This is a genomic window from Streptomyces sp. NBC_00252, assembly GCF_036187565.1.
Taxonomy (GTDB): domain Bacteria; phylum Actinomycetota; class Actinomycetes; order Streptomycetales; family Streptomycetaceae; genus Streptomyces.
On the sequence record NZ_CP108087.1, the window covers coordinates 5,085,236 to 5,097,683 of the forward strand.

The window sequence follows — 12,448 nt, forward strand, 5'->3', positions numbered from 1 at the left end:
CCCAGACCCCACCACCACAGTTGGAAAGCGTGTTGGGGGCAACCCCTCACGAGTTCGAATCTCGTATCTTCCGCCGGTGCCTCACCGGGCACAATGCCGAAAGGTCCCACCGTTCACGGTAAGGCCTTCGTCGTGTGTGATCGCAGTTGCCGTCGAGGGATGGACACGGCCTCCGGCGAACGGCCTGCATCCGCCGTTTCCCGCCACGTCCTGTACTGGGCGCCGCCTCTGTTTTCCTTCCATGGCGCCGCGGTGAGCGAAGCGATCGACCAGGCCCAAATCCGCGCTGGGTCCGCAGCATCGATCCCGAATACCGATCGCCTGTCAGTGACCTCAGAGCCCAGTTCACCGTGCTGACCAGGCGCCATCAAAAATACGGATCGTACTGCCAGGTAGCGGCTTCGGGCTGCATGTCCGCCGAACCAGCACGATCCCTTAGGCCGCCCATCAGCGAGCGACTAGGAAAGCGGGGCAGAGATCACTGGCTTGTAGCCAGCGATTCCCAACGAAGGCCTTCACTCTCGCGCTCCCCGAGAAGGAGAACGATCATGACCGTCGTGATCCCCGCACCGCCAACGTCGTCGCCGCTCCCGGACGAACGGTGCATCGCCACCACAGTCCTCAGCTCCGGCCCTACCCCCGCCTCCTGGCAACGCTCCGCGCCATGACCGATTCGTACTGCGGCGTCACAACCCTGTCGGTGGAGGCCGGGATCGGCTTGTTCAACCTCGTACAGCGCGATGGCGGCCGGAGCTCGCCCCTCACCGACAACGACCCCGACGCGCTTCCTTCAGGCACTGCCGTGGTCGAGGACGGCCAGATCACCCCCGTCGGGAAAGCGCTCATCGTGATGATTGCCGACGAACTGGCCGACGGCCAGAGGGCGGGACGGCATTGTGCCCGTCAAGTTCCGCTTGCCCGCAGGGCGAGTTGTGCGGCTGGACGGCAGGGGCGGCCCACCCGGGCGCACCGTTCCTCGAAGTCGGGAGGGAGCCAACCACGGGCGAGCAAGCGTGGATGGGCCGGAAACGCGGTGACCGCGGCAAGAGCGAAGGCTAGCGAAGCCCATGGCGTCTGCACTCGAACCGTCCCATGGGAACCGCGAGTATTGATGAAACTCGTTTGGAACACGTCAGGTGCCACGAGATCGATGGAGCTCAACCCTCCCCATTCGAGGTCCAGTTCAGCGGTGTGCGCGAAGTGCAGCCTCCGCAGCGTGATCGTCGCTTCGCCGTTCCCGTCCACAACCCAGCGTGGCTCGGCGTCACGCGCCGCCTGACGTCGGCGGGCGGAATTTCCGATGGCGGCGCCCGCCAATGAACCGAACACAAAGGCAGGGCTGCCGAAGGCAGCGACGCTGGTGTGTGAGTACCCCCCGTTACCGACGGCTCTCCAGGTCTGGCGTTGTGCCGGCCCTACGGCAAGTGCGCGATCGCCGTGTTGCAGTCGCGCGGTTGTGGCCACAACCGGTCTGCGGGCCACTCGTCCTTCGAGGACGTCGGCGACGATGTCACACGAGTGCCAGAGGTATTCGTCAGCCGGCGACCATAACGGTCGGCTGGGAATCTCTGGCGGCGGTGCAAAGGGGTTGGCCACTGTCGCTCCAGCCTCCGTCAGGGGTCAAGGGGCTCAAGATCAAGCCTACTGATCCAGCGGGGGAACAACAGAGCGTCGCTGTGGAGGCGTTGGAGGCAAGAAGAAGGCCCCTCCTATGAGTGCGGGTGGGGCCGGAAGGCCAGTAAGACGTCTCTCCCTGAAGTCACAGACCCCTGTCGCGGTTCCAGCGGCTCACGTGCACCGCGTAGAAGACGTTGCCGATGCCCGCGGTGAACATGAAGAGCCAGAAGTGAACCCACAGGGACTGGCGTCGGTACCTCAGACCTCCCCCACCGATGAAGGCTGTGGCAGACGCCGTGGCGGAGCTGCTGTTGTTGATGATGATCGTCGGCGGCTGCCCGTACGGCTGGGCGGGCTGCTGATCCGGCGCTGGCGTCATGCTGCGTCGACTCCTCGGTTCGCTGAGATGACAAGAGCGAGACGCACCGTAGGGAAACCTGGGTGATCACCGATGTCGAACCCGTTCCAGATCACCCGGTCGGGTATGCCTCGCCCTCGGTCGTCTCGAACTCCGTCTCATTCAGCGTTGGCCGCAGGTGTCGTAGCCGCGCTTCAGTCACCCGATATCCCCCTCCTCACGCCCCGCCACTCCACCAGGGCGACACATACGCCGGTGGTTCCACCACGAAGGGCGTCTTCCCTCCGATCTGGCGAGTGTGCGCGCCCCGGGGGGTCTCCAAGTCGTACGCGGGCCACCCGGGATCGCCATCCGTGAGGAACCTTGTCCAGGCGTCGACCAAGGTGTCGCGGGTCGCGCGGTGTTCCGGGGTGTCGATGCCCAGGAGGGTGAGCTGGTCGAAGGCGTAGAAGCGTTCGGAGCCGTGGAAGGCGCCGTAGTGGGGGCCCAGGGGTTCGGCGGTGAGGAGGTAGGTGTGGGCGGGGCCGCCTGCCCGTGTCTGGAGTTCGGCCAGGCGGGTCGCTCGGCGGCGGTAGACGGCGTCGGAGAGGAAGCGGGTTCGCAGGTCCGAGAGTGCGGTGGAGTGGCTGTCGGTCGGGGCATCCCGCACCGGGTGGTTCCGGTACGCCTCCAGCAGGTCGCGCGGGTGCTGTACGCCCGCCAGTTCCATCTCGGCCAGGAGGGCCCGCTCGTCCGCCGGGTGCCGGTAGTGCTCGCTGGCGTACAGGTACTGGAAGGTGCGGAACTCGTCCCGGTTGGCGCCGATCAGGAGTGGGATGTGGGTCGCGGCGCCCGCGGCGATGGATTTCGCGGGGTCCTCGGTGATGACCGTTCCGTCGTGCACCAGGCCCCAGGCCCGGCCGCCGGGGAGGTTCCGCGCGCCGAAGTCCTGGTCGATCACCGCGTGTTGGGCCTCGAGGATGCGGGGCAGTGGGGCTGCCTGCAGTTCGGCCATCGTCTTGGCGCCGACCCGGGCCAGGAGGTCTTCCGTGATGGAGGCGGAGAGGTCGGGCGGGTAGAGGCGGCCGATGCTGCCGCTGTGGAGGATCGCCTTGTGGAAGGTGCCTCGGGCGGCGGAATGGGCCAGCAGGGCGCCGATCGAGAAGGCGCCCGCCGAGTGGCCGGCGATGGTGATGTTGTCCGGGTCCCCGCCGAACGCCGCGATGTTGTCGTGGATCCAGCGCAGGGCGGCCGTCTGGTCCTGGAGGCCCAGGTTGGCGCTCGCTGTCCATCCGGCTGCGTCCGGGCCCGCCGGGAGCAGCCAACCCAGCGCGCCTACACGGTAGTTGGCGGCCACTACGACTGCGCCGGTCAGGCGGGCGAGTCCGGCTCCGTCCGTCGTCGGCGGTGACGCCGTGCCGAGTTCGAAGCCGCCGCCGTAGATCCAGACCAGGACCGGGCGGGGGTCGTTCGGGGTGGGAGGCGTGGGCGGGGTCCATACGTTCAGGTACAGGCAGTCCTCGGATGTCTCCCAGCCGCCGGGGCCGTCGGCGCCTCGTTGCACGGGGCCGGCGGGGTACGCGGTCGCCTCTCGGACGCCCTCCCAGGGGGTGGGGGGCTGAGGTGGACGGAGGCGTAGGGGGCCGATGGGTGGGGCGGCGAACGGTACGCCGGCAAACAGTGACGCCCCGTCCTCCATCCCCGTCCCACGCAGGACGCCTTGGGCGGTGTGCGCAGTCGGTGCGGTGGGTGTGGTGGGTTCGATCATCGGGTCAGTCCTTCGAATCCGTCGGGGGCGGGAGATCCGGTACGTCCATCTCCAACAGGCAGGCCGCCAGGCTCTTTCCGTGGGCGTCCAGCGCCAGGGAACGGGTGACTCCGCCGTCGAGCGCGTTGTGGAGGACGAACTTCAGGGCGTGGAGGGACGGGAGTTCGTAGCGGTGGACCGGGCCCGGGGGGAGGTCGGGGAAGTGGGCGCGGACTCGGTCGGGGGTGAGGTGTGTGCGCAGGTGGGGGTACGTCGACGGGGTGTAGGCGATGACCGAGATGTCGGCCGTGGAGCCCTTGTCGCCGGAGCGGGCGTGGGCCAGTTCGTGGAGTTTCACGTCACGGCTCCGGGGCATCGTCGGCGGTGGTGGTCGTGGCTGTGACGGTGACGGTGACGGTCGTCGGGACCTGTTCCCGGGGCAGCGACACCGACGTGATGGCGATGTTCTCCCGTACGTCCCGGGTTGCGCCCGCGCCTCCGTAGGGGCCGTTCAGATACAGGGACGCCACCTCTCTGCCTACCCGGCGCGCCTCGATGAGGGTGTCGGTGCGGGCTGCCACCCGTAGGCGAACTTCCTTTGGTTCTACGGCTGTTGCGGCCGGGGAGCCGACACCTCGGTGGACCGCGTCCACGCCGATCAGGTCGTAGCGGGCGTTCGTGCACTTGATCCCGGTGGTGGTCAGGCGGGTTTCCACGATGCGGGCCGCCTCGCGGGCTCGTGCCACGGCGCCCGGGCCGGCGTAGGAGATCTCGCCGGTGGCGAGGAAGCCGTCGCGGTAGCCGACCGAGGTCTTGAGGGTGGTGGGGGGTTCGCGGCCGGTGATGCCGGTGACCTCGACCCGGTCCTCCCCGAGGTGGGTGAGGCGGGCGTGGGAGAAGTCCGCGGTGACGTCCGGAGTGAGGTACGAGGCCGGGTCGTGGACCTCGTACAGCAGCTGCTCGGTGACGGTGGCCGGGGTCAGGCGGCCGCCCGAGCCCGGGACCTTCGTGACGGTGAAGCGGCCATCCTCGGCCACCTCGGCGAGCGGGAAGCCCAGCCGGGCCAGTTCGGGGACGTCCTTGGTGCCGGGGTCGGCGTAGTAGCCGCCGGTGAGTTGGCCGGCGCACTCCAGGAGGTGTCCTACGGCGGTTCCGCGGGCCAGGAGGGGCCAGTCGGCCGGGGACCAGCCGAACTCGTGCATCAGCGGGGCGAGGAAGAGGGACGGGTCCGCGACCCGGCCGGTCACCACCACGTCGGCGCCCTGGGCGAGGGCCTCGGCGACGGGGGGTGCGCCGAGGTAGGCGTTCGCCGATACGACGGCTTCGCCCAGGTCGTTCGCCGTGAGTGTCCTGTCGGGGCCGTCCAGGAGGGCGAGGGGGGTGCCTTTGACCAGGTGGAGTACGTCGTCGCCGGTGACCGTCGCGATGCGCAGGCCGTCGAGGCCGAGGCGGTGGGCCACCTCGGCGACCACCCTCGCGGCGGCCGTCGGGTTGGCCGCGCCCATGTTGGTGATGACGCGGGTTCCGTGGCGGACGCAGGGTTCGAGTACGGCTTCCATGCGCTCCTCCAGCCACTCGTTGTAGCCGGCGTCCGGGTCTCGGAGGCGGTCCAACTGGGCCAGGGCGACGGTGCGTTCGGCCAGGCACTCGAAGACGAGGTAGTCGAGGCGGCCGTGTTCCGCGAGTTCCACGGCGGGGTCGACGCGGTCGTCGGCGAAGCCCGCGCCGCAGCCGATGCGTATCCGGCGCCGGGGCCCTGCAGGCGTCCTTGTCCGTGTCCGGCTCATGGGACCACTGTGGGTGCGGGGAGGGGATCGGGGCAAAGATCGATGTCGTCTTGATTCATGCGGGGTGTGCATGAGGGGTTGGGCGAGCTGGTATCTCTGCCGCATGGACGGGCTCGGCGTCAGTGCCGTGCCTCGGCTGGTGTTGCCGCTGATGGCTTTCGGGCGACTGGTGACGCGGCCGCTCAACGACCCCGGTACGGTGCGGAAGTTGGCGGTCTATGCACCGCATACGCCTGTGTTGCCGACGGCGTCCGTCTATTTTCTTCACCGGCTTCTGCATACCATCGCGGCTGCTGAGGATGACGGAAACGAACGCGAGGGCCAGGGGGAGTGACGTGTCCGAGGAATCCGGTGGTGTCGTCGTCTATTGGCGGCCCATGTGCCCGTACTGCATCCGCCTGCTCACCCAACTCCGTTTCACCCAGCTTGAGTTCACCAAGGTCAACATCTGGAAGCACCCGGACGCGGCGGCGTTCGTCCGGTCCGTCGCGGACGGGAACGAGACCGTGCCGACGGTGACCGTGGCCGGGCGGGCGATGGTGAACCCGTCGAAGGGTGAACTGCTGGAGGCGGTGCGGGCGTACGCGCCTCATCTGTTGTCGGGGGCGGCGGACGGCAGCTGACCGTCCGTCCACACCCCGGCCCGCCGGCACCTCGGGCTCCTACAACGGCGGCTGTCCGTCACGGAGTTGGGCATCGGCCACGCGTTTCACGTCAGCGAACCGGTCGTCCTGACGGACTCCGGCAGCCAGGTCACTCAGGGCGTACGCCGTGTACGTGAACCCGTCCTTCGTGTGGAACCGCGCTCCCCAATTGCCGAAGGTCACCGCGCTGACACGTGACCAGGGCAGGCGTTGAGTGCCCCACGGGTTCACCATGACGATCGTGTCCGTCGTGAGTTCCAGACGTACGCGCAGCAGGAACCACCAGGCGAAGAACGCGAAGCCCAGCGCGACGGCGGTCGCTATGCCGGTGGCTTCCACGTTCTGCGTGTCCGGGTGCGAGACCGCACCCCACCAGGTGGACAGCGCCCCGCCCGCCGGACCGACGGCCAGCAGAAAGCCCCCGAGCCGCCCCGACCGCCCGACCCGCCACACGCCCAGCACGCTGTCCCGAACATCGTCCACGGTACGAATGATGTACGGCGGAGCGTGAGTTCGTAGCGCTGTTTCGTTGCCCGGTTCAGGGCGGGGGCGTGGACCCGGCCGAGAGGTTCAGGTGGAACGGGGAGCCCGGGGCCGTTGGGATCCAGCCTTCGTGCAGGGCCCGTTGGATGGCTTGGGTGACGTCGCAGGGGAGGACGGGCTTGGAGTCGTGGCCGAGCCAGTTGCCGGGGTGTGGGCGGTCGGTGGTGACCACGAGGGTCGTGCCGGCATCGTCCGCGTGCTCCACCGCGTAGGTGCACGGTGACCAGGCCAGCGCCTGGGAGTAGGTCGGCTTGTGGCGCAGGCGCCAGCGATAGGTCGTGCCGTCGACAGTGATGTTTCGGGATCCTTTACGGGGCAGCGCCATGGGTTTCGCTCCTCCCTCCGTGGGCGGGCTCCGGATTTGGTCCGAGCCACTCAACCCGGTTTGCTGCTCGGCTACTTGGGTGGGGTCAACGGGTCCTGTTCTGCGGGCGGTTGGGTGTTCCACCAGGCCAGGGACTGCGAGGCCGGGGTCCAGTCCGGGTCCCTGTGGGTCGTCCAGCAGGCTTCTATGGTGCGGAACTTCTCCTCGAAGTGGCTGTCCCGGACGAGGAATCCCGTGGTGGGGACTCCGAGTTCGGTACGGCGGCCGTTCGTCTCGTGCAGGACGACCGTGCGGCTGCCCAGGGTTGTTTCGATCTTCATGTCCTGGATGTCGGACCAGGGGATTGTGCGGCGGCGGAAGGTGTGGACCACGATCGCGGACGGGGTGAGGGTGATACCGAGGCGGGACGGGACGAGGGTGCCCAGTACCAGCAGGGCGATCCAGAACGCCGTCACCGCCGGTAGTCCGCCCGGTGGCCTGAACTCCGTTCCGGGGGTGAGGTAGAGGACCGCCGTGAGAACTGCCAGGGGGAGGAAGGGTGTTGTCCTTTGCCATGCCGTCGTACGGATGCGTATCTCTTCCGGCGGCGAGGCCGCGCCCGGTGAACTGCCCATCGCTGCCACTCCGTTGCCCCCGTGTCCTGCCCGGACCTGCACGGCCTGCTCGCCCTGCGCGGTCGTCCGTCGTCGCCCTCGTCCCGTGATTGTCGCCGGAAACAGTCTCGAGGGGGGGACAACCTCACCCCGCTTACCGGCCCACTCGGCCGTAGACACCACCCCCCGAACCCACCCGAACCCCCCTCTGAGTTCGCTCTGAATGCGGCCTGATTCCATCGCCGAATTCCCGCCACCCCTCATCAGGGAAATGCGGGTCAACCACCGCGGAGCAATGCATCGCGGCAGCTGAGATTGCGCGATGTGCATTCCTCCGTACCACCAGGAAACCTCTGCGGGACCTGTGAAAAAGGGACTCCTTTCTCGGATGGCTTCACAGATTGGGGCTGGACAGTGGCGCCGGCAGCCCGACAGACCTCGATCGAAGGAGTTCACCTTCATGGACAGGCGTAGGTTCATGGCCGGTACCGCGACCGCGACGGCCGGGGCCCTGGCGGTGTTCGGCGGCGCGAGCCCCAGCTCGGCGAGTGAGGCGAGCGCGGCCGGCGGGAGCGGCTCCGCTGATTCCGTCGGGGACCATGTGAAGGGCGTCACCGCCATCACCCAGGTCTTCGGAGCGGGGCAGAAGCTCGTCGCCGTAGCCGTCGAGTACGACCGGGAGATCGACGGGCGGACGCTGTCGACGTCGACGTTCAGCGTCACCGACCGCACGGTGACGAAGGTCTACACGAACCGTTCCGCCGACCTCGCGCAGCGGTCCCGGGACGGCCGCTACGTCATCGTCGAACTGTCGCCGGACGACACGGCGGCGGCCCTGTGGGTGACGGGCCAGGGTTCCGGCACCCCGCCCACCGGCGGCGGGACCGGCGGGACGGGTGGGACCGGTGGGTCCGGTGGTGGGGTCGGCGCGGGTGGTCCGCAGGTCGGTGACACCACCCCGGGCGGGACGATCGTCGCCGCGAAGGCCACGCTCACCCAGGCCGGTGCCGTCACCACCACACGCGGCAGGCAGTACGCCGCCAGTACCACGGCGCTGACCACCGACGCCGTGAAGAACCTGATCGTGGACGACTTCCGGCAGTTCACCTTCGACGACCCCGCGACCGGCCGGACCCTGAAGTACAACCTGTTCGTCCCCCGGCACTACAACCCGCGCAAGAGCTACCCGTTGGTGCTGTTCATGCACGACGCGAGCGTGGTCAACGTGGCGACCGAGGGTCCGCTGGTGCAGGGCCTGGGCGCGGTGTGCTGGGCGAGCCCGGAGGACCAGGCCCGGCACGAGGCGTTCGTGCTGGCGCCCGAGTACGGCGCGGTGGTGATCGACGACACCTACGAGCCGTCGACCCTCTTCGACGCCACCGCGAACCTCGTCGAGTCCGTCGCGGGGCAGTACAGCATCGACCGCGACCGCCTCTACACGACCGGTCAGTCGATGGGCGCGATGATGTCCCTCGGCCTGAACATCCGGTACCCGGACCTGTTCGCCGCCGCGTTCATCGTGGCCGGGCAGTGGCCGGAGGCGCAGGCGGCGCCCCTCGCCAGGAAGAACCTGTGGATCCTCGTCTCGGCCGACGACACCAAGGCGTACCCGGGCGAGCAGGCGATCACCGAGGTCATCCAGGAACAGGGCACGAAGGTCAGCACCGCGCTGTGGGACGGCCAGTCCACGGCCGCCGGGTTCGCGGCGGACGTCCGGGCCATGACGGCCCAGCGGACCCCGGTGAACTTCTCCGCGTTCAAGACCGGCACGACCGTGCCGTCCGGCTCGACGACCAGCGCGCACATGGGCACCTGGCAGATCGCGTACACGATCCCCGGCATCCGGGACTGGATCATGCGCCAGTCGCGGTAGGCACCCGGGGCCCCGGGGTCGGGTCCTCGCCGCGGCACTCGGCGGCATAGAGTGCTGCGGCAGATCCGACAGAACCGGCCGAACCGACGGAACCACCCCACCGTCCGGCCGGCCGACCGCCCGTGGAGGCAGATCGCGATGGAGACCCCGCCGCAGCTCACCGACGGACGGCTGTTCTCCTCCTGGCAGGCGGACGTCCCCGCGCTGCTGGTCGTCGTGGTCCTCGGCGTGCTGTACGGCTGGGGCGTCCTGCGGCTGCGGCGGCGCGGCGAGGCGTGGCCGGTGGCGCGGACCGCCGCGTTCGCGGTGCTCGGCCTCGGCACGATCGTCGTCGCGACGATGTCCGCGCTCGCCGTCTACGACCGCGTGCTGTTCTGGCCGGCCGCCGTCCAGAACGTTCTCCTGGACCTGATCGCCCCCCTCGGCCTGGCCCTCGGCGATCCGCTGCGGCTCGCCCTCCGCGCCCTGCCCGAACGCGCCGCGGCCCGCGCGCAGGCCACCCTGACCGGCCGCCTGGTCCGGCTGCTCACGTTCCCTCTGGTCAGCACGGCCCTGGTGCTGGCGACCGAGCTGACGATCTACTTCACGCCGTACTTCGAGACCGCACTGGCCGACAACTGGCTGCACCAGTTGATGTACCTCCACCTGCTGCTCGCCGGAAGCCTGTTCGTCCTCCCGGTCCTCACCCGCGAGGAGGCGCTGCCCGCCTGGTGCACCCACCCGGTGCGGGCGGGCCTGGTGTTCGTGGACGGGATCATCGACGCGGTCCCGGGCATCGTGGTGATGACCCACGGCACCCTGATCGCCGGCTCCTGGTACCTCAGCCACTCCCCGTCCTGGGCCCCCGACATCCAGCACGACCAGCAGCTCGGCGGCGGCGCGATGGTCAGCATCGCCGAACTCGTCGCCCTCCCCTTCCTCCTCGCGATCCTCGTCCAGTGGGCCCGCACGGAACGCGCCGAGACGGTCGCCCTGGACCGGCGGCTGGACGAGGAACTGGAGGTGGTCCGCGCGACGCCCAAGGAGGCGACAGCGGCGGAGACGACCGCGTCGGCCGAGGGTCCCGACCTCGTACGCCCCTGGTGGGAGACCGAGAACAGCGAGGTCGCGCAGCGCATCCGGGGCCAGCGGTAACCGGCCCCCGAGGGGCCGCCCCTACCGCACGATCCGCACGTCCCTCGACACACTCACCTGGTCCACGTCCGACGTCCGGACCGTCACCTTCATCGTCCAGGTCCCGGCGATCGGGAGGTTGAGGGAGTTGGTGCCCCAGTAGCCGCCCTCGTCCTTGATGCCGGCGTCGAGGGGACCGATCTTCTGGGCGGGGAGGGTGAAGGAGAGGCGGAGTTCGGGGACGGTGGCGAAGCCGCCGTCGGGGCCGTAGACGACCGCCTCGACCGAGTTCTCGCCCACGCGGCCGGGGTCGAGGGTGATCTGCACCTTGCCGCCGGCGTCGCCGACGCGGAAGGGGACGGTGGTGACGGATGCGGCGGGTATGCCGGCCGGGGTCGCCGTCTGCTGGGCGTCGGCGGCCGCGCGGCCCGGGAGGGTGTTGGTGAGGAGCGTGGTGACCACCAACACCGCGACACCTACGGCGACTTCGACCAGCACCGAGCGGCGCAGCCCGCGGCGGAGGCGGTCCTGGGAGTCGTCGGCAGCGGCCTCCGGCGCGGTCCCGCCATCTCCCGCGGAAGGCGGCCCATCTCCCGTGGAAGCCGGTGCCCCGTCCGCGCCCGCCCGCACCAACTCCGGTACCCGGAGCCGGACTTCGGCCCCCGTCAACCGGTTCGTCCACTGCCGTGACCAGCCCGCCGCCGCGAGCAGCAGCACGACCGCGCCGAGTTTCACCAGCAGGATGCGGCCGTACGACGTCCCGGTCAGGGCGTTCCAGGAGCCGAGGCCGCGCCAGGACTGGTAGATGCCGGTGACCACCAGGACGGTGACCGAGGTGAAGGCGAGGCGGGAGAAGCGGGCGACCGGGGCCGCGTCGAGGCTCGGTGAGCGGTAGAGGGTGGTGAGGAGGGCCGTCAGGCCGCCCAGCCACACCGACATCGCGAGCAGGTGCAGGACCGCCGACGTCATCGCCACCGGCACCTGGATCCCGGCGGACGCGTGTTCCGCCGACGCCCAGGTCAGTGCCAGTCCGATCGCCAGGGCGGTGCCTGTCGCCGTCGTCAGGCGGCCGAAGCGGGTCCGGCCCCGAAGTCGTAGGAGGAAGACGGCTGTTGCGGCGAGGAGCACGACTCGGGCTGCCAGGGCCTCGCCCGGGCGGGTCGTCAAGGTCTTCGGGATCGCGGAGGGTTCGAAGGCCGTGGTGAGGGCGGTGCCTGCCTCGTAGGGGGAACGGAGCAGGAGCAGGGCGAGTGTGGCCGCCAGCAGGGTCCACCAGCCCGTGCGGATCGGCTTGTCGAGGACCGTCGGGTCCGGGGGGCGGCACAGGGCCAGGAAGGCGGCGGTGCCGATGAGGAGGGCCGCGGCTATGTAGGCGACGTAGCGGGCCATGTCGTAGAGGGTGCCGGTGAGGGGGTCCTCGGTGGGGGCGGTGGCGACCGGGGTGGTGGTGGCGGAGGGTTTGCCGATGGAGAAGGTGAAGGCGCCCGAGACCGGGTGGCTGTCGGCGGAGACCACGCGCCAGGCGACCGTGAAGGTGCCGGTGCCCAGCTTCCCCGGCAGCGTGACGCTCGCCGTGTCGCCCGCGCCCTTGGCGTGATGCGCCGAACTCGTCGACACCCGGCGGTTGTCGGGGTCGTAGACGCGGAAGGAGTCGTCGAGCAGGGCGACCGACTCGGAGAACGTGAGGGTGACCGTGCGGGGGGCGGACTTGAGGACGCTGCCGTCGGCGGGGTCGGTGGATTCGAGGGCCGCGTGGGCGGAGGCGGTGGACGCGGTGCCGAGGAGGAGCAGGAACAGGAGGGGGGCCAGGAGCAACACCCGTTGCAGGCCCCGGCGTTCGGGCCACCGGTGCCCGAGGATTCCCCGGCC

Annotated in this window: 12 protein-coding genes; 4 read left to right on the plus strand and 8 right to left on the minus strand. The window is 69.7% G+C overall.

Features of this window, described 5'->3' with window-relative positions; translation table 11 throughout:
- Positions 1-1,759: 1,759 nt before the first annotated feature.
- From OHT77_RS22210 to OHT77_RS22225, 4 genes are all read right to left on the minus strand, one after another.
- Positions 1,760-1,996, minus strand: a complete 237-nt coding sequence (locus OHT77_RS22210) for a hypothetical protein (RefSeq protein WP_328830268.1) — start codon at positions 1,994-1,996, stop codon at positions 1,760-1,762.
- Between the two features lie 196 nt (positions 1,997-2,192).
- Positions 2,193-3,722, minus strand: coding sequence for a carboxylesterase/lipase family protein (locus OHT77_RS22215; protein ID WP_328830269.1), 1,530 nt, complete (start codon positions 3,720-3,722; stop codon positions 2,193-2,195).
- A 4-nt stretch (positions 3,723-3,726) separates the two neighbouring features.
- Positions 3,727-4,059 carry an AtuA-related protein gene (locus tag OHT77_RS22220; RefSeq protein WP_328830270.1) on the minus strand — a complete coding sequence of 111 codons (333 nt, stop codon included), beginning with the start codon at positions 4,057-4,059 and terminating at the stop codon, positions 3,727-3,729.
- A 1-nt stretch (position 4,060) separates the two neighbouring features.
- A complete protein-coding gene (locus OHT77_RS22225) occupies positions 4,061-5,488 on the minus strand; it encodes an acyclic terpene utilization AtuA family protein (protein WP_328830271.1) in 1,428 nt (475 codons plus the stop codon).
- Positions 5,489-5,591: 103 nt separating this feature from the next.
- Between OHT77_RS22225 and OHT77_RS22230 the strand changes: the two genes are divergently transcribed.
- A complete protein-coding gene (locus OHT77_RS22230) occupies positions 5,592-5,822 on the plus strand; it encodes a hypothetical protein (protein WP_328830272.1) in 231 nt (76 codons plus the stop codon).
- Position 5,823: 1 nt separating this feature from the next.
- Positions 5,824-6,111 carry a glutaredoxin domain-containing protein gene (locus OHT77_RS22235; RefSeq protein ID WP_328830273.1) on the plus strand — a complete coding sequence of 96 codons (288 nt, stop codon included), beginning with the start codon at positions 5,824-5,826 and terminating at the stop codon, positions 6,109-6,111.
- A gap of 39 nt (positions 6,112-6,150) precedes the next feature.
- On the opposite strand, the gene OHT77_RS22240 is transcribed toward OHT77_RS22235, so the two are convergent.
- The 3 genes from OHT77_RS22240 to OHT77_RS22250 form a co-directional block, all read right to left on the minus strand.
- Complete coding sequence (locus OHT77_RS22240) at positions 6,151-6,615, minus strand: PH domain-containing protein (RefSeq protein ID WP_328830274.1); 465 nt, start codon at positions 6,613-6,615, stop codon at positions 6,151-6,153.
- A gap of 55 nt (positions 6,616-6,670) precedes the next feature.
- Positions 6,671-7,000, minus strand: coding sequence for a hypothetical protein (locus OHT77_RS22245; protein WP_328830275.1), 330 nt, complete (start codon positions 6,998-7,000; stop codon positions 6,671-6,673).
- A gap of 71 nt (positions 7,001-7,071) precedes the next feature.
- Positions 7,072-7,614 (minus strand): hypothetical protein, encoded by a 543-nt coding sequence (locus OHT77_RS22250; protein ID WP_328830276.1) that lies wholly within the window; start codon positions 7,612-7,614, stop codon positions 7,072-7,074.
- A gap of 439 nt (positions 7,615-8,053) precedes the next feature.
- Between OHT77_RS22250 and OHT77_RS22255 the strand changes: the two genes are divergently transcribed.
- A complete protein-coding gene (locus OHT77_RS22255; protein WP_328830277.1) occupies positions 8,054-9,466 on the plus strand; it encodes an alpha/beta hydrolase-fold protein in 1,413 nt (470 codons plus the stop codon).
- Positions 9,467-9,604: 138 nt separating this feature from the next.
- Positions 9,605-10,600 carry a cytochrome c oxidase assembly protein gene (locus tag OHT77_RS22260; RefSeq protein WP_328830278.1) on the plus strand — a complete coding sequence of 332 codons (996 nt, stop codon included), beginning with the start codon at positions 9,605-9,607 and terminating at the stop codon, positions 10,598-10,600.
- 21 nt (positions 10,601-10,621) lie between these two features.
- On the opposite strand, the gene OHT77_RS22265 is transcribed toward OHT77_RS22260, so the two are convergent.
- The gene (locus OHT77_RS22265; RefSeq protein WP_328834301.1) at positions 10,622-12,394 is read right to left on the minus strand and encodes a copper resistance CopC/CopD family protein; all 1,773 of its coding nucleotides are present in this window, start codon (positions 12,392-12,394) and stop codon (positions 10,622-10,624) included.
- Positions 12,395-12,448: the final 54 nt, after the last annotated feature.

Coding starts and splice junctions, on each gene's coding strand:
- OHT77_RS22250 (WP_328830276.1), bottom strand. CDS start 7,614: ATGGGCAGTTCACCGGGCGCGGCCTCGCCGCCGGAAGAGATACGCATC.
- OHT77_RS22260 (WP_328830278.1), top strand. CDS start 9,605: ATGGAGACCCCGCCGCAGCTCACCGACGGACGGCTGTTCTCCTCCTGG.
- OHT77_RS22230 (WP_328830272.1), top strand. CDS start 5,592: ATGGACGGGCTCGGCGTCAGTGCCGTGCCTCGGCTGGTGTTGCCGCTG.
- OHT77_RS22215 (WP_328830269.1), bottom strand. CDS start 3,722: ATGATCGAACCCACCACACCCACCGCACCGACTGCGCACACCGCCCAA.
- OHT77_RS22245 (WP_328830275.1), bottom strand. CDS start 7,000: ATGGCGCTGCCCCGTAAAGGATCCCGAAACATCACTGTCGACGGCACG.
- OHT77_RS22210 (WP_328830268.1), bottom strand. CDS start 1,996: ATGACGCCAGCGCCGGATCAGCAGCCCGCCCAGCCGTACGGGCAGCCG.
- OHT77_RS22255 (WP_328830277.1), top strand. CDS start 8,054: ATGGACAGGCGTAGGTTCATGGCCGGTACCGCGACCGCGACGGCCGGG.
- OHT77_RS22225 (WP_328830271.1), bottom strand. CDS start 5,488: ATGAGCCGGACACGGACAAGGACGCCTGCAGGGCCCCGGCGCCGGATA.